The organism is Neorhizobium sp. LMR1-1-1.1 (assembly GCF_040675795.1).
Lineage (GTDB): Bacteria > Pseudomonadota > Alphaproteobacteria > Rhizobiales > Rhizobiaceae > Neorhizobium > Neorhizobium cellulosilyticum.
The window spans coordinates 1-21,832 of record NZ_JBEGHE010000102.1; the positions used below are offsets into that span (position 1 = coordinate 1).

Annotated in this window: 22 protein-coding genes; 7 read left to right on the forward strand and 15 right to left on the reverse strand. The window is 59.0% G+C overall.

The features are described 5' to 3' along the window. On the forward strand, window positions 1-98 hold a 98-nt coding region (locus tag MRBLMR1_RS29980), incomplete at its 5' end, for an integrase core domain-containing protein (protein WP_148148372.1). Window positions 99-111: 13 nt separating this feature from the next. Here MRBLMR1_RS29980 and MRBLMR1_RS29985 read toward each other — a convergent pair. The 3 genes from MRBLMR1_RS29985 to MRBLMR1_RS29995 form a co-directional block, all read right to left on the reverse strand. After that, window positions 112-516, reverse strand: coding sequence for an RNA-directed DNA polymerase (locus tag MRBLMR1_RS29985; protein ID WP_500067235.1), 405 nt, complete (start codon window positions 514-516; stop codon window positions 112-114). Further along, entirely contained in the window at window positions 491-1,048 is a 558-nt protein-coding gene (locus tag MRBLMR1_RS29990) for a hypothetical protein (protein ID WP_500067236.1), read from the reverse strand. The genes MRBLMR1_RS29985 and MRBLMR1_RS29990 overlap by 26 nt, the downstream gene beginning before the upstream one ends. A gap of 259 nt (window positions 1,049-1,307) precedes the next feature. Beyond that, the gene (locus MRBLMR1_RS29995) at window positions 1,308-1,673 is read right to left on the reverse strand and encodes a DUF6693 family protein (RefSeq protein ID WP_148148532.1); all 366 of its coding nucleotides are present in this window, start codon (window positions 1,671-1,673) and stop codon (window positions 1,308-1,310) included. Window positions 1,674-2,587: 914 nt separating this feature from the next. Here MRBLMR1_RS29995 and MRBLMR1_RS30000 point away from each other — a divergent pair. Beyond that, window positions 2,588-2,995, forward strand: coding sequence for a hypothetical protein (locus MRBLMR1_RS30000; RefSeq protein ID WP_148148531.1), 408 nt, complete (start codon window positions 2,588-2,590; stop codon window positions 2,993-2,995). 72 nt (window positions 2,996-3,067) lie between these two features. On the opposite strand, the gene MRBLMR1_RS30005 is transcribed toward MRBLMR1_RS30000, so the two are convergent. Together MRBLMR1_RS30005 and dusA are read right to left on the reverse strand one after the other, a co-directional pair. After that, a complete protein-coding gene (locus MRBLMR1_RS30005; protein WP_148148536.1) occupies window positions 3,068-5,446 on the reverse strand; it encodes an EAL domain-containing protein in 2,379 nt (792 codons plus the stop codon). A gap of 148 nt (window positions 5,447-5,594) precedes the next feature. Next, window positions 5,595-6,641 carry a tRNA dihydrouridine(20/20a) synthase DusA gene (gene dusA / locus MRBLMR1_RS30010; RefSeq protein WP_183686924.1) on the reverse strand — a complete coding sequence of 349 codons (1,047 nt, stop codon included), beginning with the start codon at window positions 6,639-6,641 and terminating at the stop codon, window positions 5,595-5,597. Window positions 6,642-6,900: 259 nt separating this feature from the next. Between dusA and MRBLMR1_RS30015 the strand changes: the two genes are divergently transcribed. Further along, complete coding sequence (locus tag MRBLMR1_RS30015; RefSeq protein ID WP_148148875.1) at window positions 6,901-7,182, forward strand: hypothetical protein; 282 nt, start codon at window positions 6,901-6,903, stop codon at window positions 7,180-7,182. Window positions 7,183-7,243: 61 nt separating this feature from the next. On the opposite strand, the gene MRBLMR1_RS30020 is transcribed toward MRBLMR1_RS30015, so the two are convergent. Beyond that, window positions 7,244-7,546 (reverse strand): hypothetical protein, encoded by a 303-nt coding sequence (locus MRBLMR1_RS30020; protein WP_148148874.1) that lies wholly within the window; start codon window positions 7,544-7,546, stop codon window positions 7,244-7,246. Window positions 7,547-8,120: 574 nt separating this feature from the next. Here MRBLMR1_RS30020 and MRBLMR1_RS30025 point away from each other — a divergent pair. The 3 genes from MRBLMR1_RS30025 to MRBLMR1_RS30035 all read left to right on the forward strand — a co-directional run bounded on the left by MRBLMR1_RS30025 (window position 8,121) and on the right by MRBLMR1_RS30035 (window position 10,462). Further along, the gene (locus MRBLMR1_RS30025; protein WP_500067237.1) at window positions 8,121-9,050 is read left to right on the forward strand and encodes a glycosyltransferase 61 family protein; all 930 of its coding nucleotides are present in this window, start codon (window positions 8,121-8,123) and stop codon (window positions 9,048-9,050) included. Between the two features lie 167 nt (window positions 9,051-9,217). Beyond that, complete coding sequence (locus tag MRBLMR1_RS30030; RefSeq protein ID WP_148146498.1) at window positions 9,218-9,904, forward strand: fumarylacetoacetate hydrolase family protein; 687 nt, start codon at window positions 9,218-9,220, stop codon at window positions 9,902-9,904. Window positions 9,905-9,928: 24 nt separating this feature from the next. Then, window positions 9,929-10,462 carry a gamma carbonic anhydrase family protein gene (locus tag MRBLMR1_RS30035; RefSeq protein ID WP_148146497.1) on the forward strand — a complete coding sequence of 178 codons (534 nt, stop codon included), beginning with the start codon at window positions 9,929-9,931 and terminating at the stop codon, window positions 10,460-10,462. Here MRBLMR1_RS30035 and MRBLMR1_RS30040 read toward each other — a convergent pair whose 3' ends face one another. From MRBLMR1_RS30040 to MRBLMR1_RS30050, 3 genes are read right to left on the reverse strand one after another with little or no spacing between them, the layout of a single operon-like run. Further along, window positions 10,463-10,879, reverse strand: coding sequence for a transcriptional repressor (locus MRBLMR1_RS30040; RefSeq protein WP_183686938.1), 417 nt, complete (start codon window positions 10,877-10,879; stop codon window positions 10,463-10,465). Window positions 10,880-10,887: 8 nt separating this feature from the next. Beyond that, window positions 10,888-11,715: a zinc ABC transporter permease subunit ZnuB gene (gene znuB / locus MRBLMR1_RS30045; RefSeq protein WP_148146495.1), complete on the reverse strand. Its 828-nt coding sequence runs from the start codon at window positions 11,713-11,715 to the stop codon at window positions 10,888-10,890. After that, the gene (locus tag MRBLMR1_RS30050; RefSeq protein ID WP_183686920.1) at window positions 11,708-12,640 is read right to left on the reverse strand and encodes a metal ABC transporter ATP-binding protein; all 933 of its coding nucleotides are present in this window, start codon (window positions 12,638-12,640) and stop codon (window positions 11,708-11,710) included. The genes znuB and MRBLMR1_RS30050 overlap by 8 nt, the downstream gene beginning before the upstream one ends. Window positions 12,641-12,749: 109 nt before the next feature. On the opposite strand from MRBLMR1_RS30050, the gene MRBLMR1_RS30055 reads away from it, so the two are divergent. Next, window positions 12,750-13,727 carry a metal ABC transporter solute-binding protein, Zn/Mn family gene (locus tag MRBLMR1_RS30055; RefSeq protein ID WP_148146494.1) on the forward strand — a complete coding sequence of 326 codons (978 nt, stop codon included), beginning with the start codon at window positions 12,750-12,752 and terminating at the stop codon, window positions 13,725-13,727. Between the two features lie 98 nt (window positions 13,728-13,825). Here the strand turns inward: MRBLMR1_RS30055 and MRBLMR1_RS30060 are convergent, their stop codons facing one another. The 6 genes from MRBLMR1_RS30060 to MRBLMR1_RS30085 form a co-directional block, all read right to left on the reverse strand. Continuing rightward, window positions 13,826-14,182, reverse strand: a complete 357-nt coding sequence (locus MRBLMR1_RS30060; protein WP_148146493.1) for an RcnB family protein — start codon at window positions 14,180-14,182, stop codon at window positions 13,826-13,828. Between the two features lie 150 nt (window positions 14,183-14,332). After that, window positions 14,333-15,952 (reverse strand): glycoside hydrolase family 43 protein, encoded by a 1,620-nt coding sequence (locus MRBLMR1_RS30065; protein ID WP_500067238.1) that lies wholly within the window; start codon window positions 15,950-15,952, stop codon window positions 14,333-14,335. 252 nt (window positions 15,953-16,204) lie between these two features. After that, a complete protein-coding gene (gene mgrA / locus MRBLMR1_RS30070) occupies window positions 16,205-17,254 on the reverse strand; it encodes an L-glyceraldehyde 3-phosphate reductase (RefSeq protein WP_148146491.1) in 1,050 nt (349 codons plus the stop codon). A 67-nt stretch (window positions 17,255-17,321) separates the two neighbouring features. Continuing rightward, window positions 17,322-18,455, reverse strand: coding sequence for a Gfo/Idh/MocA family protein (locus tag MRBLMR1_RS30075; RefSeq protein ID WP_148146490.1), 1,134 nt, complete (start codon window positions 18,453-18,455; stop codon window positions 17,322-17,324). Window positions 18,456-18,483: 28 nt separating this feature from the next. Then, on the reverse strand, window positions 18,484-19,248 hold the full coding sequence (locus tag MRBLMR1_RS30080; RefSeq protein WP_148146489.1) for a sugar phosphate isomerase/epimerase family protein: 765 nt from the start codon (window positions 19,246-19,248) through the stop codon (window positions 18,484-18,486). A gap of 23 nt (window positions 19,249-19,271) precedes the next feature. Next, window positions 19,272-21,713, reverse strand: coding sequence for a beta-mannosidase (locus MRBLMR1_RS30085; RefSeq protein ID WP_500067239.1), 2,442 nt, complete (start codon window positions 21,711-21,713; stop codon window positions 19,272-19,274). Between the last annotated feature and the right edge of the window lie 119 nt (window positions 21,714-21,832).

Genomic DNA, 21,832 nt, shown 5'->3' on the forward strand with positions numbered 1-21,832 from the left:
TGCCCTCATGGTTCGAACACTACAACACCCTTCACCCGCATAAGGCATTGGGGTATTGCTCGCCTCGTGAGTTCTTAAACCGTCAAACCGAAACCTGATCCTGTCCGGTTTTTAAGGGGCAACTCCATCATCTTCTTCTTCAAAGTAAATAAGATCTGCCAAAGCGTCTAAGGCCTCTTTCTCAGAACTTTCGAAGGTGTCATCACCTTCGGCTTCGAGAAGCTTTATGTAAGCCTCCTTATTTAGAACCTTTGTCTTTTGTGCATTGAGCGTTAGCCCTTCTGACAGAAGGGTTTCGGCCACTAAAGAAAGAGCACGGTAAGGACTTTCGCCATTCTTGACGTAGATACGAATATCGTCCACGAAACGCGAAAAATGGTATTCTTCTGCTTCCATGGAATGGTCAAAATCAGAAAGTATTGCTTCAGCAATAAGTCTGGATGCAGTGCCACCAACAGGAATTCCGTATGACTGTTTTGCCCTAATTTTTTTAATTATTCCCTCGATAAGTCTCACCAACGGCTTCTTGGAAGTTGAGGATCGCAACATGGTTTTCGATCCGATGGAAATAAATCCGCTGATAAAAATCTGCGATATCAGTAAAAATCACCTCGTCGAATTCTTCGCTCTCCGCATATGTTGACTGAGCGCCAAGCCAATCGCGATAGGTACGTCCTTCAAGAAAAATCGAGCCTGCCTCTTTTTTCTCATACCGATAAGCGAACGCTCCTAGAGATGTCACAGGGCCTTTAATGTTTTCCAGATCCTCAGCGATCGCTATCACCGCCGCAGTAAACATAAGACAGTCAAGAAACATAAGTTGATTGGCGATGCGGAAGCCATATCGGCTCTTGGGCGCAAGCGCTTCTACAGAGTGAGAAGGCTTGAAGTTATTTACATCATAAGTGGAAATAGTTCCCACCACTTCCGTCTTTTTTTCGGAAAGAAACGCCAATTCTATCAAATGTGGAAATATATCAGTGTCACCGTATCGAGTAATGTGAAGGATTGCCTGCTCGATGCACTCAGCCTCAATATATTCAGCCATCATATTAACCCCTTGCAGATGACACTCTGTCACTTTTTACTTCTATAAAAACGACATCTGGCCACGTTGTAAAAACATGGACAGTCATTCGAAAACAGACTCCGAGGACCGCGTGGTATAAGAATCTCGAAACCGAAGTGATGGCGCTCAAAAATCAAGCCAAGATCGCATCAAAACATGGAAGCGCAATCAAGGATGTTGTCGCGGCTATCGCATCCGTTGCTCTCTGGTGTGTGCATATTTCTCCCCGCCTTCGATATCAATAATACTCAATCACCGTATCGCTCAGCACAACCCGCACCACCCGGTAGAGATAAAAGAACCCGGCAATGCCGAAGGTGATGAGGATCAGGATGCCCCAGATTATCACGTGGCCGATCGAGGAGATCAGGTCGAAATTGCAACGCAGCTTGCCGATCGGGCGGCCCTGCTGGTCGAGCACTTCGGTGCGGTTCAGCACCGCCCGGTTGAGGTAATAGGGAAAGACCAGCAGCGCGAGGCCGAAGGTGACGAGCGTCAGGATGACCCAGACGACGACATGGCCGATGGACTGGCCGATCGAAAATTCGCAGCGCAGACGCGCCGCCCGCGACCCGGTTTGAGCCGCCTGCAATACCTGGTTCATTCTGTCCTGTCCCCCGACACGATGATGCTTGCCCGTGGCCACAGTGACAGAACATGACAGAGTGTCAATTGCGGCGAGATTTACTTGCTTGAGATAGGGCCTGCTTCAACGGTAGATGTGAAACCCGGCGGCGTAACAACTTCCCCTCATTCCTGTGCCTGTCACAGGAATCCAGCCACGGCGCGTCCGCGCCGTGAATGAATCACGTCTCAAGGAGTCTTACGCGCCATGGACATGGCGCTGCTGGATCCCTGTGATGAGCACGGGGATGAGGGGAGCATGCCGCACGCGCAACGGACACACGCCCCTTTTCTGTGGACGTTCCTAGCGCTCTCATTCAGTAAATCCAACGGCTTGCACGAAACTCCGTCCCCTTTCATCCCCGCCCTCCACACCCATGCCTACAATCTCCCCGTTCCGTCACGGATACACCGGCAGGCGTGCCGGCGAGGCGGGATCGGCGCTGGTGGTGAAGGGACGACGTAAATCTCCACCACCGGGGTCCGCGGAAAATGGTCTCCCTCCGGCGACACGGGGGAAGCGGCAAGGTTTTCGGACCGGCCTGCCGCTTCTGATACCCGAACGGCGCGTCGGACGTGCCTGTGCGGCACACATGGTGGCCTAAAGGATGGTTTCGCCGGGCATTCAAGTCCGCTCGTGAAAGCGGGAAACCCGGCGGCGGCGACATGGAGGGTTGGCGATAAGTCGTTTCGCCCGTTTTCCATCAAGCCAGACGAACACCATCCGGCAAGGCAACGGCAGAGGGATCGGAGTCGCGGATAAAAACTGCCGAACGGGGCGCTGAGAGGTGTCACCTATAGATTAAACTCAAGAGGCAGCTTTCAGCGCCCCGTCCGTTCAAGCCTCTTCGAGTTGATCCTCGAGAGGAAAACAAGGATCGCCAAGGGGGAAAAATGTCTGACAGCAAGCCGCCATTAGATGCCCATCTTGCCATGTGCACCGCCGATGTCATGGCCATGCCGCAGATGGTCTGCCGCCGCCATAGCTGCCGTCGCGGCCAGCGTTGTCGCTGGTATTTCGAGACAAGCCGCGAACCCTGCTGCCTGCGCAATCTCGATCCCGGTCAGCGGGCGATCTTCGACCAGATCTATCAGGCGGCGCATTTCGCAAAAGGGTTTCTCGGCAGCGACGGTCCGTTCTTCGAGGCGCTGAGTGGGCCGGAGCGGCTTTCCAACGATCTGTCGATCGCAATCGCCCGCAATGTGGCGCATCGCTGGATGGTGGAGCGATGGGATAAAGCCAGGCGTGCCCGCGAAAAACGGATAGCGGCCGCCGATCGGCTGAGGGATGCGGAGGAATGAAGCAATGCGACGGGAGTTTCCACAAGACTTCCGGCCTGCGCCCTGCCCTCGCCGCCTGTCCTCATCCCCGCCTCATCCCCGCTTGCGGAAGGTCGGCACGCGGCGGATGCCGGACAGGACCTCTACTTCGCCCGCACTTTTCGGCTTGCCGAGCAGAAAACCCTGCAGCTGCTCGATGCCTTCCTCGATCACCATGCGGTGCTGGCCGAATGTCTCGATGCCTTCGGCGACGACCGGCAGGTCGAGGCTTTTGCCGAGCCCGATGATCGCCTTGACGATGGCGCGGGCGCTTTCATCCTCCTCCATCTGCCAGATGAAGCTGCGGTCGATCTTGATCTTGTCGAAGGGAAAGGCCTGCAGGTTGCCGAGCGATGAATATCCGGTGCCGAAATCGTCGATGACGATCATCACGCCGAGAGCGCGCAGTTTTTGCAGCATGGCAAGCACCGTCTCGCGGTTTTCGATCAGCGAGGTTTCGGTGATTTCCAGCTCCAGCCGGTGCGGTTCGAGCCCGCTGTCGGTGAGCGCCGATGCGACCGTATCGACCAGATCGGGGAAACGGAACTGTACGGCCGAAACATTGACCGCCACCGCCAGGCCATCATCCCAGGAGGCAGCGGTGCGGCAAGCCTCGCGCAGCGCCCATTCGCCGAGCGTGACGATGATGCCGGTTTCTTCGGCGACCGGGATGAAGGTTGCCGGCGAGACCTGGCCGAGGTCCGGGTGGTGCCAGCGCATTAGCGCCTCATATCCGGTGCAGGTGCCGTTGGAGGCATCGAACAGCGGCTGGAAGACGAGCGACAGCTGGTCGCGCAGAGCCGCGTGGCGCAGCTCGCTTTCGACGAGACGGCGCTGGCGCAGGTCGGCATCCATGTCGGCGGAATAGAAGGCGGCGGTGCCGCGGCCGTTGAACTTGGCGTTGTAGAGCGCCATGTCGGCGGCATTGCGCAGCTCGTCGGCGGTGCGGCCGTCCTCCGGGAAGATCGAAACGCCGATCGAGACGCCGACCGCCTTGGGGTCGAAATTGACGTTCATCTCCTGGCGGAACGTGTCGAGGATACGGTCGGCCAGGAGATAGGCGGCGGTCGGCTGCTCCAGGCCGGGCTGGAGGATGATGAATTCGTCGCCGCCGATGCGGGCCGGCGTGTCGGTCACTCCGACGCAGCGGCGCAGGATATCGGCGACCCTGATCAGCACCCGGTCGCCCTCGGCATGGCCGAACACGTCGTTGACGGCCTTGAAGCGGTCGAGATCGAGCGCCAGCACCGCCAGCCTTTCGCCAGTGCCGCCCGCGGCTTCGATCGCGGTGTCGAGCTTCTCGTTGAACAGCGAACGGTTCGGCAGATCGGTCAATGCGTCGTGGCGGGCCATGTGCTCGATCTTGAGTTCGGCGACGCGCTTTTCGGTCAGATCGCGGACCGCAAGCACCTGGCACTGGCGGCCGCGATATTCGATCGTGTGGACTGCAACTTCGAGAAAGGCCTCCTTGCCGAGCTTTAACGGTCCCGCCTTCAGGGGGGCTGCCTCGACCGCGCGGGTGCGCTCGACATCGATCAGCGAAATCCCGTCGGCGGCCACCATCAGCGCATCGGGCGAGCGGCCGATGACGTCGCGATCACGCAGGCCGAGCATGGCGGAGAAACGGGCGTTGGCCTCGATGATGACACCCTCGCGCACGACCGCGAGGCCTTCGAGCGTCGCATTGGCGAAACCGCGCAGGTCGGTGAGATAACGATCGAGGAAGCTCGCGATCGTGCCTGCCAACACGATCATGCCGACGACGACGGAGACCGCCCAGACCATCCAGATCCGGCCGACATCACCATCCAGAGACACCTCCTGCAGCGACGGATCTGGGACCAACGTGGTGGCCGACATGGCGGAGAAATGCAGGAGGCAGATCGACAACACGCTTGCCCCGACAGCTGCCCAGAGGCCGCGGCGCCCCTTGCGGCGCATCGACATTCGGAAGGCGAAGGTCACGAGGCCGACCGAAAGCAGGGCAGCGACCGGGATCATGCCGATATCGTGACGGATCGTCGCCGCGGCGCGGATCGATGCCGTGCCGGTGAAATGCATTGCCGCAACCGTCAGCGTCGCGGCAATGCCGGCAGCAATCTCGCTCTTCAGCGTGCCGCCCTCGGCGATCCTGAGGCTTGCCCAGAAACCGACAGCGGCGATGACGGCGGAAAGGATGGTGCGGAACAGTTCGAATTCGATGGCGACCGTGCCCTCATAAGCGAGCATGGCGACGAAATGGGTGGCCCAAACCGAAAGCCCGCCGGTGACGGCCGCAACGAGCAGCCAGATTTTTCTGCGTTTCTCGCTGCATTCGACTGCCCGGCGATGGATGAGAAAGAACGCCAGCATGCCGACGACGCAGATGCCGGCTGCCAGAGCCACCAGCGCGTGATCGTGCTGGACCGCGACGCATTCCAGAACCTTGAACATCATACACTACCAGATCCACGCGGTGATTGATTTCACCGTCACTGGGCTGGAACATTACGAGTACGCTATTTAAGAAATGTCTAATACGAAACAACGCAGGGCTGTTGCATTCTGACACATGCACCAATACCCATAAATTATTGGGGGTCTATCCCGCGATTCGTTCCGGCTCACGCTCAGCGTTGCCGGAAAGATCGACGGCGGCGAAGGCTGCCGTGATGATTTCCGTACCCACACCGGGTTTTGTCGCCTCGGACGACAGGATCTGGCGGAAACGCCGGGCACCGGCATAGCCCTGAAATAGGCCTACCATGTGGCGAGTGACATGATGCAGGCGTCCGCCGGAGGCGATGACCTCATCGGCATAGGCAATCATCGTGTCGCGCAGGCCCATCCAGTCAGTCTCACGGGTTCGAGCCCCGGCAGGTCCCGAACCATCCAGCATGGCATCCACCCCCGCCAGCAAACCGGTGTTCTGATAGGCGGCGCGGCCGAGCATGACGCCATCCATAACAGAAAGGTGGCTTTCAGCCTGCTCAAGAGTGGAGATGCCGCCATTGATACCGACAAACACGTTGGGGTTCTCGCTCTTCATGCGGTGGACGAGATCGTAGTCGAGCGGCGGGATCTCGCGGTTTTCCTTCGGTGACAGGCCCTGCAGCCAGGCCTTGCGGGCGTGGATCCAGATTGCATCCGCCCCTGCCCCGATCATGCGGGCCAGAAAGTCAGGCAGGACATCGCGCGGCTCCTGGTCATCGATACCGATGCGGCATTTCACCGTAACCGGAACGGGAGACACTTTCTTCATTGCAGCGATCAGATCGGCAACATGGCCGGGATCGCGCATCAGACAGGCGCCGAAAGTGCCCGACTGGACACGATCGGACGGACAGCCGACATTGAGCCCGATTTCGTCATAACCGTAATCGGAGGCTATACGGATCGCTTCGCAGAGCTTGCCTGCATCCGAACCGCCGAGTTGCAGTGCCACGGGATGTTCCTGCGCGGAAAACGACAGGAGACGTTCGCGCGGACCGTGAATGATTGCGTCAGCCACGACCATTTCGGTGTAAAGCAGAGCATCTGACGAAAGCTGCCGATGGAGAAAACGGCAGTGTCGGTCGGTCCAGTCGATCATCGGCGCGACGGCGAAGATTTTTTGGCCCGTTTCCAGCGCTGTCTCGTAAAAGCTCACGTCTTTTTCTCCGCGTGGGTGACACAATACTATGCCACACCCTTTCGCCTCGGGGATAAACCGGAGTTCATGACCCGATCTCCAGGCCGGGGCTTATCCGGGAAACCGCTCAGACCTTTAGAGCTGACCAGATGGCGGTGCTATACAGGCGATCGGCAGGGAAAGAAAGGTTCGAGGCCGTGCAAAGATATCAACGAGCAAGGAACAGTATCACGCGCTGACCGTTCATCATCACGTCAACGCCAACCGAGGACTATCAATGCACCGCGATCTGTCTAACGATATCGACCGCCTGACAACCCAGCTCGCAGATTTGCGTGCTGCCTTGGCAAAACAGGCCAGTGCTTCGGCAGACGACGCTTCGAGCTATATAATGCCGCGTGCTCGCCAAGCTGTACGTCAGCTTCGCCATGAAGGTTATCAGCTTTCAAATACAGCTCGGCAGAACCCGGGAGCAACGACCGGGGCAATTGTCGGAGCGCTGGCGCTGATCGCCGGCTTTGCATTTTTATTATCAAAGGGCGGTTCGGATCGCGGTTGAACGACGACAGCCCAGAGGCCTGAAGACTGCGGATCTATCGTCTGCAGTCTTGAGCGCAGACTCAATGTACTGAGGGGGTATCATCCTCTTCCAGAAAACTCTTCAGCCCGTCGCGCTCAGCCGTTGCCAGGAATTCTTCCCACGCCGCCTGATCGGTTTCGAAGTCTTCTTCCCAGGTGGTGACGATCTCCGTCTGGCTGATGACTTCCAGCGTCCAGTCACCATTGGTGCCGGCTTCCCGAAAAATATCAACCAGAACAGTGACGCCTTCATCCTCGAACTCGCCTGCAAATTCGGAGTGCTCAAGTTGAGGCTCCTTCGATTGTTTCGACTTCGGCTGGTTCGGTTTAGGCGGTTTCGACATTGGGTACTGACCTTCTAGTCCTGTTTTAGTCCACAATAGTCATTGGCCGGAAACGCGAGCCAGTGCAAGCAGCCTTCTGAACAACTGATCAACGGCTGATGGCCGTTGCTGTGCAGCATTCTCCCCGGCGATAAGACTTACGGGCTCGAAACACGCTTATCGTTTTCGACAAGTCCCTCATTCCCGTGTCACGGTCCGGGAATTTGCGGATCACTCATTCAGGCGCCGACCGCAATTCAGGTACCCAAGTCACACTGACACCCAAGACCACGCCCCCTCACAGACCAAAACAAAATAAACAACAGCTAACAATTTAATAAAAATGACAATTAAATTAATCATCCGAATAACATTCGGACACCAACCCCAAATAATACTGTAACAAACAACTAAATAATCATCTTAAACGCGCTTCACTGGAAGGTGTTCTGTGGGTTTTTCTCATTTCAAGCGAACTATTGCGCCCGTCGTCTACACAATTGCCGAACAGATTGGCTATTATCGGAACTGGTCGCGAGATGAGAGGCGCTTCAGCAGACACGAAGCTGTGAATTTTTCGGGCGAGATACCGCCGATGGCGGGCACGGAATTCAACCAGTACCGGCTGAAATACGATATTCCACGTAACGTGATCGGCAGTGCGTCGAATGTCATTTACACCGCAAAGGGCATGGGCTGGGTAAATGGCCGGCTTGAACGGCGCCTAAGCTTCCAGGAAGTAAATCTCAAACATCTTCTGGACAAGCCATCCAGACCGGCGCGGCGACTTGAACGCGGTACGATACTGCAGGCGCAAACGCCGAAGACATTTGGCGACTGGATGTCAGAACACGTATCGTCGCTTGCGATCGCCCTCAATCGATTGGGAACGCTCGATCCTCTGATCCTGCCGAGCCACTGGCTGGCGAAACCCTATGTAAAAAGAGATCTGGCACGACTGGGTATCGAGGCAATCGCAATCGATGAACCGGTCGAGATTGCGCAAGCAACCGTTCTGAGCAAGACACGTCCGGGACATTACTGGACCGCAGCGGAGACCGACAATCTTCGTAAAGCCCTGAAGGTGGCACCCAAGCCCGCCCGCCCCGGCAGCGCCATCTATCTCTCGCGACTGGGGGAAAAAGGCGAAGGGCCGCAACGGCAGATGAACAACATGCTGATCGAGGCAGCAATGACGGCTGCCGGCGTCTCCATCATCAGGACAGCGGGCCGTTCTCTGGAAGAATATCTCGCCGCAGCCGGAAATGCCGAGACGGTTTTTGCCGATCACGGAAGCGCCATGTACAATCTCGTCTATTGGCAGACCAAGCGGGTGGTGGAACTGCATTCGCCCGATTATTGGGACGGCTCGTTTCTGATGTTTGCCGATGGCCTGGGTATTCATGACTATCATGTCTGGATGGTTGGCGAGACGATGACTGTCGACGCCCTGAGAGACCGTGCCCTGTACCTGCTGGAAAAGCCGATCGACCACAATCAGGCACCGATCATGCTGGCAGGTTGATAACGCGGGCATCTGCTGACATGTGCTGCGCGTGGCCAGCCGGATACGGTCATTTCGGCCGTATCCATCTGACCGCATGTGAATTTATTTTCCTTCATCTCTAGGATTACCGGGCGAATTGATGGACAAAGGCCCAGCGTTTTTCCAGTGATGTAAGGATACCCCAGATGCGCGCTACAGTGATCCCTGCCCCCGAATCCGTGCTTCTCGATGTGGTCGGTGTAACCGAACAGTTTCCGGTGCGCCGGGTCTATTGCGTCGGCCGCAACTATGCCGACCATGCGATCGAGATGGGGCATGACCCTTCCCGCGAAGCGCCGTTCTTTTTCCAGAAAAATGCCGACAACGCCTATAACGGCGAAAGCTTTCCCTATCCGCCGCTCTCCTCCAACGTGCATTTCGAGGTGGAGCTGGTGATGGCGCTTTCGGGCGGCGGTGCGGATATTACCGCCGAAGACGCGCTGTCCAAGGTCTACGGTTATGGCGTCGGCATCGACTTTACGCGTCGCGACCTTCAGGACCAGATGAAGAAGATGGGCCGTTCCTGGGAGGTGGCAAAGGCATTTGAAAAGTCGGCTCCGGTTTCGGCACTCGTGCCGGCCTCGAAGATCGGCCATCCGCAGGAAGGCGCAATCTGGCTCGACGTCAACGGCTCCCGCAAGCAGGACGGTAACCTGAACCAGATGATCTGGAAGCTGCCGGAGATCATCGCAGAACTGTCCAAACAGTTCGTTCTGGCGCCGGGTGACATCATCATGACCGGCACACCGGCCGGGGTCGGCGCCATCGTCAAGGGTGACAAGGTCACCTGCGGCGTGGCCGGGGTCGGCGAGCTTTCGCTGTCCGTCATCTGACGGAAACACTCGGGGAGTGACGTGATGCCGATCTATGCGCTCGGAGACTTCCGGCCTTCGCTTCCCGCCCCCGACCGTTACTGGGTGGCGCCGGATGCCAATGTCATAGGCAAGGTCATTCTTCATGAGGATGTCGGCATCTGGTTCGGCGCGACCCTGCGCGGCGACAACGAGCCGATCACCATCGGCGCACGTTCCAATATTCAGGAAGGCGTGACGGTGCATACCGATCCCGCCTTCCCGGTCTCCATCGGTTCCGACTGCACGATCGGGCATCATGCCATCATCCATGGCTGCACGATCGGCGACAATTCGCTGGTCGGCATGGGGGCGACGATCCTCAACGGCGCGAAGATCGGCAGGAACTGTCTTGTCGGCGCAAATGCGCTCGTCACCGAGGGCAAGGAATTTCCCGACAATTCTCTGATCGTCGGATCGCCCGCCAAGGCGATCCGCGTGCTGGACGATGAATCTGCCGCCAAGCTCAAGGCCTCGGCTGCGCGTTACGTGGCAAACTGGAAGCGGTTTTCGCGGGATCTCAAAGAAATAAAGCCCTAATCAGGCCGCGCATTTTTCGCAAAGGCCGCGAATTTCGATCGTCGTCTTGGACGGCTTGAACCCTTTCGACTTGGCCCAGTCGCCGAGTTGATGATCGACCTTGTGATCGTGGAATTCGATCACCTGATTGCAGCTTTCACAGATGGCGAAGGCGACCGTGCCGTGGCCGTGCCCCTGGGCGCCGCCGCAGCACTCATGCTCGCGGTGGGCGCAGGCGACGAAGGCGTTGAGGCTTTCCAGCCGGTGAACCATGCCGAATTCGGTCAGCTTGTCGAGCGCGCGATAAACCTGAAGCGGCGCGCGAAAGCCGTGGTCGCGCAGCTTGTCGAGGATCGTATAGGCGCTCATCGGGCCTTCGGCGCGGTTCAACGCATCGAAGACCAAGGCCTGGTTTTTTGTCAGGGCCGGATTGACGATCGGGGCGTTCATCCTTGCACTCCCTTGTTTGCAGGCCGTTCGGCAGCGGTGCGACCGAAGGCAGGAATCAGACTTAATATGAAAAGTAGGAGTGCCGCGACCACGATGGAAGGGCCGGACGGCGTATCATAGGTGAGCGATCCGAAAAGACCGCCGACGACAGCAGCCGATCCGATGAGAGACGCGAACACCGCCATCCATTCCGGGCTTGCCGAAAAGCGGCGCGCGGTGGCGGCCGGGATGATCAACAGCGAGGTTATCAGCATGATGCCGACAATCTTCATGGCAATGGCGATGACAAGCGCCATCAGGAGCATGAAGAAGAGTTTCGTGCGCGCCGGGTTCATGCCTTCGGCCTCCGCCACATCCTCGCTGACGGTGGAGGCGACGAGCGGGCGCCAGAGATAGACGATCGCCGCGACGACAACGGCGCCGCCGCCCCAGATGAGGGCGATATCGGACGGCGTGACGGCGAGAATATCGCCGAAGAGGAAGGCGATAAGGTCGATCCTTACCCAGGTCATGAAGGCGACGAGAACGAGGCCGATCGCCAGTGCCGAATGGGAGAGGATGCCGAGAAGCGCATCGGCCGAAAGCGACTGGCGTCGCTGCAGCAAGAGCAGCACGGCGGAGACAAGGATGGCAACGCCGAAAACGGCAATCAAAAGGTTGACTTCGAAGAACAGCGACAACGCCACACCGAGCAGTGCCGAATGGGCCATCGTATCGCCGAAATAGGCCATGCGCCGCCAGACGACGAAACAACCGAGCGGACCGGCAGTCAGCGCCACACCGATGCCGGCGATCAGCGCGCGGATGAAGAAGTCGTCAAGCATGGCGGGTGCCCTCACCTTTCTGCGTGTCTTGGTGATGGGCATGATCGCCGTGGGCGTGATCATGAGAATGGCCGTGGTCGCGGCCTGAATGATCGTGGTGGTGGCCGTCTTCGGGATGGCAGTGTTCGGTGATCGAGCCGTCCGCATGACGCACCCGGCCATCTGGAAGATGGGTATGATCGTGATGGTGGTTATAGACGGCGAGCGAGCGGGCATTGCCGCCGAAGAGCTTCATGTAATCGGAACTCTGACTGACCGCTTCCGGCGTGCCGCGGCAGCAGACATGGCCGTTGAGGCAGATCACCGTATCGGTGCCGGCCATGACCATATGGAGATCGTGTGAGATCATCAGGATGCCGCAGCCGGTGGCATTGCGGATCGTGCGGATCAGATCGTAAAGGGCTGCCTCGCCGGCGAAATCCACGCCCTGGACGGGTTCATCGAGCACCATGAGATCCGGCTTGCGGGCAATGGCGCGGGCCAGCAGTGCGCGCTGGAATTCGCCGCCCGAGAGGTGGCGGACTTCGGAATTGGCGAGATGCGAAATGCCGGTGGCATCAAGAGCGGTCGCGATCTCAGCGTCCTTCAGCGGGCCGGTCAGTGTCATCAGGCGGCGGACTGAAAGCGGCATGGTCCAGTCGATGGCGAGTTTTTGCGGGACATAACCGATACGCAGATCGCGCTTGCGGGTGACGGAGCCTTCATCGGCCTTCAAAACGCCGATCGCCATCTTGGCGGTGGTCGATTTTCCGGCGCCGTTCGGGCCAATAAGGGTGACGACCTCGCCTCGAGCAATATCGAATTCGACGCCGCGTACAAGCCAGCGGCCATCGCGGCGGATGCCGGCATTGGAAAGAGAAACCAGCGTTTCTTTCGATTTCGGGCGGTTGTCTGCGGCCGGGGCGGCCCGCTTGCTCATCAGCATCTTGGTTCAAAATTCCTGTTACCGGCCCTCTTGCCGACCGTCTTGGCACACGTTATAGCATAACGCAATTGATGTAATAACATTACATCTCTAAACAAGGAAGAATGCCATGAAATTTGCCGCCGCCCTGCTTCTTTCATCTGCTGCGATGATAAGCGCACCCGGTGCCTTTGCCGCTACGCCGGACGTCGTCGTATCGATCAAGCCGATCCATTCGCTGGTCGCCTCGGTGATGAAGGGTGTTGCCGAGCCGAAGCTGATCGTCGAGGGCGCGGCCTCCCCGCATACCTACAACATGCGTCCGTCGAATGCGGCGGCACTACAGAATGCCGACCTGATCTTCTGGGTTGGCCATGGCATGGAGGCATTTCTGGAAAAGCCGCTCGAGGCGCTGGGCTCGAAGGCAAGCGTGGTGACGCTGGAAGATGCGCCGGGGCTGACGAAACTTAAATTCCGCGAAGGCGGCGTGTTCGAGCCGGAAGCAGAAGAGGAAGGCCATGACCACGGGCATAGCCATGGCGCCGCGCAAGAACATGCCGATGGCGAGGATGACGGCGATCACGACCATGAAGGCAATGACGTACACCTTTGGCTCGACCCGATGAATGCCAAGGCGATGGCGGCCGAGATCGAGAAGCAGCTGGTTCAGGCCGATGCGGAACATGCCGCCACCTATCAGAAGAATGCTGCCGAACTGATGGGCAAGCTCGACGCACTGGATGCGGAACTGAAAGCGGAGCTGTCGCCGATCAAGGACAAGCCGTTCATCGTCTTCCACGACGCCTATCAGTATTTCGAGCATCGCTATGGCGTGAAGGTGGCTGGTTCGATCACGGTCAGCCCCGAGACCATGCCAGGTGCCGAGCGGGTCAAGGAGATCCATCAGAAGGTCGAGGATCTGGGCGCCACCTGCGTCTTTGCCGAACCGCAGTTCGAGCCAAAGCTGGTGAAGGTGGTGACGGAGGGCAGCAAGGCGAAATCCGGCGTGCTGGATCCGGAGGCCGGCGCCCTGAAGGAAGGGCCGGAGCTTTATTTCGACATGATGCGGGGTCTTGCGACCTCGTTGAAGACCTGCCTGTCGCAGTGATGTGACGGACCGGGCAAGAGTTTCCCCTCACGACCGGTCTTCAGGCAGACGACCGGCGGGTGCTTAACGACACACCCGCCGGTCTCCTATTTTTGCTCTTAGCGAGCAGCGATGATGCTGGAGATGACGCCGGTGGCGATGCCGATCATCAGGTAGTCGTTATCGACCTTCACCCACTTGTAACCGCGCGGCGGAGCCGACAGGCGGTAGCGGCGGTAGTCGCGAACATCAGCCATACGGCGGCGTTCGGCTGCAGTCGCACGATGGCCCTTCGACCAACGCTGCTTGTGGATGACGACCTTCTTGTCGACATGAACGCGCTTGTCCACCCGCTTGTCGACGTGACGCTCGACCTGGCGGCTGCGGTCGTTGCGCCAGTCCTGCGCCTGGGCTGCGGTGGCGATCGGGCCGGCCAGAACGGTGGCGGCAACCAGTGCGACAATGAACTTCTTCATGACTAAATCCTCGCGTTGAACACACTCAAGATTTAGGGCTCAAGCGATGAATGACTTATGAATGCAAGATTAAATATGCGTAATGAAAATATGGACTTGCGGTAACGTTCTCACGACGGAAATTAACGATTTTGCAAGCCCTCCACCAGATCAGCAGAGAATCGCTTCGTAGGAGAAACGGCTGAAATCGGCGGGTTTCGCCCTTCCCGACGTATCGAAGGCGAACATGCCGGCAAAGGCACCGGTAAAGGAACCGTGCTCACCACGGCCGCCCTCATCCGAGATGACGCTGGCATCCAGTGTCGGGCCAATCTCCTGCCAGTCATTGGTTCCGCCTGAGCGCCAAGAAAATTGCAGGTCGTTATCGCGGATTTCCATGGCGAGTTCCACCGGGCCATCGGGGATGGCAACGCCGCTGCCGGCCGGGAACTGCATGCGGCCATGGGGAAAATCGCCGGGGCATGAAAAGATCGTCACCACGCGGCCAAGCTTTTCATGCAGGGTGACGACGAGAGCGTGGAACTTGTGGCGATTATAATAATGGGTCAGGCCGCAGGCCTGCTGGTAGGTGCCGGGATCGAAGGTCTCGACTGTGGTTTCCGCCCGGAACCGGTGATGCTCTTGGCCGCGGGCAACAAGCGCCTGCTCGAACCATGAGCCGATGCTTTCGCGGCCGATCAGGCGCAGATGGCCGGGATTTGCCGTGAGGCTGAAGATGCGATCCGGCTCGGGCGTGCGCAGCCACTGAAAGTCGATCGGCAGCGTCTCTCCGTCAAAGGCGTAGTCGATGCGGGCTGGTTTGGCGACCGGCTCGGCGTCGGTCGGGGCAGGCACTTCGACATCAGGAACCACGCCGCCCTGGGCGAGATAGAGCCAGTCGTCATCGCTCCAGACGCATTTCTGCAGGCCGGTTTCGCGGCCGAGCGGTGAGCGGCGGTTGGGCGCCAAGGGACGGCTGCAGAGATGGGTATGATAGACGTCACCATCCGGTGTCTCGACATATTGGCCGTGGCCGGAGCGCTGCAGGACGGCCTCGGTATTGTCCTTCGAGGTCAGGAGATGGGTGTTGGGATGAAGCTGATACTGACCGTCTATGGTGCGCGAGCGGGCCATTGTCACCGCATGGTCGTAACCGGTGCCACCTTCTGCCGTCGTCAGATAATACCAGCCATTGCGCTTGAAGAGATGCGGGGCCTCGACGAGGCCGAGCGGACTGCCGGGAAAGATGTTGGTGATCGGGCCTTTCAGCTCCTTCGCGTGAGTATCCCATTCCTGCAGCAGGATGCCATCGAAGGCCGGATGTTTCGGCGCACCGCCATAGCTCTCTGTGCGGTGGTTCCACTGCATGTTGACGAACCATTTGCGGCCATCGTCATCGTGAAAGAGTGACGGGTCGAAACCGGAGGAATTGGCATAGGCCGGATCGGACCACTCGCCTTCGATCGTTGGTGATGTGATGATGTAATTATGGGCATCCTTGAAGTTGCCGTCGTAGCGTTTGACGTCGGTATAGACGAGCCAGAACAGGCCGTCGGCGTAGCTCAAGCATGGCGCCCAGACGCCGCAACTGTCGGGATTTCCGCGCATGTCAAGCTGGGATTTTCGCTCTAGCGGGCGACGGACCAAGGTCCAGTTCACCAGATCGCGAGAATGGTGGATCTGCACACCGGGATACCATTCGAAGGTGGAGGTAGCGATGTAGTAATCCTCGCCGACACGGCAGATGGACGGATCGGCATTGAAGCCCGGCAGGATCGGGTTGCGGATCATGATCGTGTCTCCTCCCAGAGAATGTGTGAGGCGGCTCCTCAACCGCATGATGTTTTTTTGTCGGTGATTGGGGCCTGCCCCTCATCCGCCTGCCGGCACCTTCTCCCCGCTCGCGGGGAGAAGGACGCTAGCCGCACTCTCCCAGCCCCAATCTAGGCACGTCCCCTCTCCCCGTTTACGGGGAGAGGGTTAGGGTGAGGGGCAGATGCTTGCTCCAACGTGACGGGGCAATGCCCGCGCGGGAACGGCGGCTTACTTGGTTCGCGCCGGCCCCTGACGCTCGGCCGAGGCCGCCCAGATGTTGATGTCGGCCTCCTTGGCGAACTTGTCGATCTCGGCCAGCTCTTCCGCCGTGAAATCGCGCTTTTCGAGAGCCTTGACGCAATCCTCGACCTGTTCGGGGCGGCTGGCACCGATCAATGCCGTCGTGACGCGGTTGCCGCGCAGGACCCAGGCGAGCGCCATCTGCGCCAACGTCTGGCCGCGGCGTTCGGCGATTGCGTTGAGACCCTTCAGGTTCTCGATGTTCTTGTCGTTGAGGAAAGCCGGGCGCAGCGACTTGCCCTGGGCGGCGCGGCTGTCTTCCGGGATGCCGCCGAGATATTTCGAAGTCAGCATGCCTTGCGCCAGCGGCGAGAAGACGATCGAGCCGATGCCCAGATCCTCCAGCGTATCGAGCAGGCCGTCTTCCTCGACCCAGCGGTTGATCATCGAATAGCTCGGCTGATGGATGAGAACGGGCGTTCCCATCTGCTTCAAGATTTCGACCGCTTCGCGGGTGCGCTTGGAATTGTAGGACGAGAGACCGACGTAAAGCGCCCTGCCCGAGCGGACGATGTGATCCAGCGCGCCACAGGTTTCTTCAAGCGGCGTATCCGGATCGAAACGATGCGAATAGAAGATGTCGACGTAGTCGAGACCCATGCGCTTCAGGCTCTGGTCGCACGACGCGATCAGATATTTGCGACTGCCCCATTCACCGTAAGGACCCGGCCACATGTTGTAACCGGCTTTCGACGAGATGATCAGTTCGTCGCGCAGGCCGGAAAACTCCTCGCGCAGGATCTGGCCGAAGGCAAGTTCGGCGCTGCCGGGCTTCGGGCCATAGTTGTTGGCGAGATCGAAATGGGTGATGCCGAGATCGAAAGCCTTTTTGCAGATATCGACCTTGCGCTGATGCGGGGTGTCGTCACCGAAATTGTGCCAGAGGCCGAGCGAGATTGCCGGCAGCTTGAGGCCGGATTTGCCGCAGCGATTATAGGTCATGCTTTCGTAGCGGTTTTCCGCCGGGAGCCAAGCCATATGAAAAGTCCTCCAAATGAAACCGGCGCCGAACCTCATTCCCGGCGCCGGTTGCTGTTTTAACCGGTCAGGCGAGAAGCGCCAGTGCCTCATCTATGCCAAGTGCCGCAGGTTTGGTGCAGGTTGTCGTGGTGGCGACGAAATTGCCCTCGGCACCGGATTTCAGGATCGAGGTCATGACATCGACACCGTGAAGCGCGCGATCGATCGAGCAGCGGATATCTCGCCCTTCGATCAGCGCCATCGCCATATCGGCCAGACCCGCCGTGCGGTAGTTGGCGCGCGGGCCGTTCGGATGCTCCTGATTGGCCTTGCCGAAGGGATGGTCCCAATCCTTCAGCGGCTGGATATCCTTGTTCCGGCCGCTCGCCTCGACTACGCCGCCGAAGAAGTTCGGGTCGGGCACGTAGATCGAGCCTTCCGTGCCGTAGAGTTCCATATTGGCGTGGCGGTGAGACCAGACATCCCAACTGGCCGAGAGCGTGATCGTCGCGCCTTCCGCGAACTCCAGCAGCGCATGGATGTTGGTCGGGGTTTCGACCGGGATGATCGTGCCGTTCAACGGTTCGCTGGTGACGGTGCGGGTCTTGTTCGCCATCGAGGTTAAAGCCGCGACACGCTTTACCGGGCCGAGGAAGTTGATCAGGTTGGCGATGTAGTAGGGTCCGAGATCGAGGATCGGGCCGCCGCCATTGAGGAAGAAGAAGCCCGGATTGGGGTGCCACATTTCCATGCCGGGGCTCATGACGTGGCAGGTGCCGGAGGTGATGCGCCCTACCCCACCGCCATCGATATAGGCACGGGCCAACTGGTGCGCGCCGCCGAGAAACGTGTCTGGCGCGCAGCCGACAGCCAGACCCTTCGACTTCGCCAGCGCCTGTAGTTGCTTGCCCTCTTCCAGCGTCACGGTCAGCGGCTTTTCGGAATAGACATGCTTGCCAGCTTCGAGGATCGCCTTTGACACGGGGAAATGCGCATCCGGGATGGTCAGATTGACGATCAGGTCGATCTCGCTATTGGCGAGAAGCTCTTCGACCGTTTGCGCCTTGACGCCATATTCCTTGGCTTTCGCCTCGGCAGCGGCCGGGTTCAGGTCGGCGCAGGCCAGAACCCTGATGCCCTTGAACAGCGGTGACAGCGAAAAGTAGGTGGTGGAAATGTTGCCGCATCCGAGGATGCCGACGCCAAGTTCCTTGGTCATTGGGGAAACTCCGAATGATTACGTGAGATCAGTAGGTGTTGAAGGCGGCGATGGAACGGGAGGCAAGGCGCTCGATATCCTTGGGATTATCGTGCTCCAGAACATAGTATTTCGCCGAAGTCTTCGCCTTCAAGGCGGTGATCAGATCCTTCCACGGAACGGTGCCGTGACCGACATCCGCCCAGCCGTCCTCATCGGTGTTTTCACCGGCCGGCGCGATATCCTTAACGTGGACGGCGGTGATCTTCCGGCCATAGCTTTCGATCCAGGCGAAGGGGTCGGCGCCGCCGCGGATGACCCAGGCGATATCGGCTTCCCAGGTGAGATCCGGACCGCCGGCAAAAATCTGTTCCTGCGGGGTGGAGCCATCCGGCAATGCCTTGAACTCGAAATCGTGGTTGTGCCAGCCGAATGTATAGCCGGCATCCTGATAACGCTTGCCGGCTTCAGCCAGCCGCTTGCCGAAAGCGAACCAGCCGCCAGCGTCGGTCGGGCGCTGGTCGGCAACCAGATGCGGGCAATAGATTGCCTCGATACCGAGCGTCTTTGCAATCAGCAGCGCCTGTTCCGGCTCCTTTTCGAGAAGGTCGATGCCGAAATGGCCGGTCGGCATGGTGAGGCCGTTGGCGTCGAGTTCGGCGCGCATCGCCTTGAGGCCCGCCTCGTCCAGCGTCGCATAAAGAGCGCCATAACCTTCGACATGCTTGTAGCCATTTTTCGCCACGAGTTTCAGCACGTCCGAGAGCGGCGGGAAATTGCGGGCGCTATAAAGCTGGAAACCAAAGGTCGTCATGTCATCCTCCTTGAAATGAAATATCAGCCTGCGGACTGGCAGGATTGAAGATCGTAGATGCGGAAGCTCGGGGAGCCTCCAGGGCCTGCCGCCGGCTCGCTCGGGGTGAAGCGAACCTTTCGGTTTTCGCCGGCGGCAAGATCGAAAGCGTTGTCGGAATAACGGCCGGGCGTTTCGCTCTCTATTAGGACGAAAAGCGCGAGGCCGGCGGACTGGACGAGAATGTCGAATGCGCCGTCTCCGGATGGAGACACGGACATTTCCAGGCTCGCGGGCAGAAGCTCCAGCGCCTTGTAGCTGTCCATCACATGATGGCCCTCGCCGCCTGAACCGTTAGACGCCGTGAAGTTCCAGGAAAGCAGGCTGTCTCTCGGGATGGTGTCTGCGGGGATGGTCAGGGCAGTGACTGCCGCATCCGGTGAGCAGACTGCGTCGACGCTTTGGAGCGAGCCGCGCTCGCCCTTAAGGCTCAATGTCGAGATATTGAGCGTGACGGTGACGTTTTCTAGCGTGTCGTTGACCAGCGAGAAGCGGATTTCGCTTCCGTCCTCGGACGGGATCGCGGCGACCACGACCGGCTGGAAGAAGCGGCGCGCCATGTAGTGCAGCACTTTCCAGCCGCCGCCGTAATCGAGACTTGCCAAGGAGGCGACCGGCCAGGTGTCATTGAGCTGCCAGTAGAGCGTGCCCATGCAATGGGGTTTGAGCGAGCGCCAGTAATCGACGGCCGTCCTGATCGCGACGCCCTGCTGGACCTGGCTCAGATAGACGAAATTGGCGAAATCACCGGGAAAGCGGAAATTGCGGAACATGGTGGCGGCGATCCGCTCGTTCCCGCCGACATTGCGCTGGTGATGCTCCATCACCGGCGAGGCGATGTTTAGGTCCTTGTCTTCCGCATAGGTGTGGATCACCGGCAGCGACGTGTAGGACTGGAAGCCGAATTCGGAGCAGAAGCGCGGCTTGACATCGCGGTAGTGTTCGAACGGCTTGTTCTCGTGCCAGACCGACCAGAAATGCATGTCGCCGGAACCATCGGCATGCCAGGCATCGCCGTAATCGAGATAACCCGACGCCGGGCTCGACGGCCACCAGATCGCCTGCGGCACTGCCTTTTTCATCGCCCGCTCGATCGTGTGGTTGAGGCGATCGTAGGAGACGAGATAGCGGTCGCGATTATTGCGGGTCTCCTCGTACCAGAGAAGCGCGCCGACGAGTTCGTTATCGCCGCACCAGAGGACGATAGAGGGATGGGAGATCAGGCGCTTCGTTTGGTAGTCGACCTCGTGTTCGACATTTTCGAGGAAATCCGGCGTCGAGGGATAGATGTTGCAAGCGAACTGAAAATCCTGCCAGACCATCAGGCCGAGGCGGTCGCAAGTGTCGTAGAAATGCTCGTCCTCGTAAAAGCCGCCGCCCCAGATGCGGATCATGTTCATGTTGGCGTCGACGGCGGATTGCAGCAGATCTTCCGTCTTCTCCGGCCAGGTGAGCGAGAAGAGCGCGTCGGCGGGAATCCAGTTGGCGCCACGGCAGAAGATTTCGCGACCATTGATGCGGAAGGCGAAACGGCTGCCGGCCTCGTCCTTGTCGGTCAGGAGTTCGACGGTGCGCAGGCCGATCTGGCGGGTGATCGTCTCGCTCGGCGTATCGACGATCAGTGAATAGAGCGCCTGTTCGCCGCTTCCGGCCGGCCACCAGAGTTTGGGGTTCTCGACATGGAAGACGTGGGTGATGCTGTTTTCGCCTGGACGCATGCCGCAATCGAGACGAAGGCGTTCTTCGTCGAATTGCAGATGGATGGGGACTACGCCCTGTGTGTCGGCGTGGAAGGATACGGTGACGTGGAGATCGACGGAGCCATCATTGTGATGTCTCTGCTCGGTGACGACATGTTCGATGCGGGCGATATCCAGGCGTTTCAGGGAGATTTCGCCGTAGAGGCCGAGCGGTGCGATCGCGAGGTTCCAGTCCCAGCCGAAATGGCATTGCGGCTTGCGCAGCATGTTGCCATCGGGGATCGGGCAGTTTTTCGAAAACGGCAGATAGAAAGGCTGTTTTGCCTGCCGCTCTGCCCCCGCCTTGATGTTGGAATGGAAGAGGATGCGGACGGTATTTTCGCCGGGTTTCAGGGCTGCGGAGACATCCGGGCGGTAGCGGCGGAAGCAATTGTCGGCGGAAAGGACGGGCACGTCGTTGACGAAGACGATCGCCACCGTATCGAGATAGGTGATATCGAGATACCAGGAGCCATCGGGCTCATCAACGTTGAAACTCCGCTCGATCTGCCAGTCTTGATGCGCGACCCATTGGACGTCGTTTTCGTTACGGCCGACATAAGGGTCGGGGATGATGTCGGCGGTTTTCAGCGCCGTGTGGATGTCACCAGGGATGGATATGGTGGCGGCGTGGGTGCTGTCGGGGGATGTGAGGCGCCATTGGCCGGTGAGCGGGATGATGGTCATTGGTGCCTCCCCGGGAGACTACCAGTTGCGGCAGCGAGCCCCCCTCTGGCCTGCCGGCCATCTCCCCCACAAGCGGGGAGATCAGCTAGGCTCAACCGTCTGCCCAAATTTTTACCGGA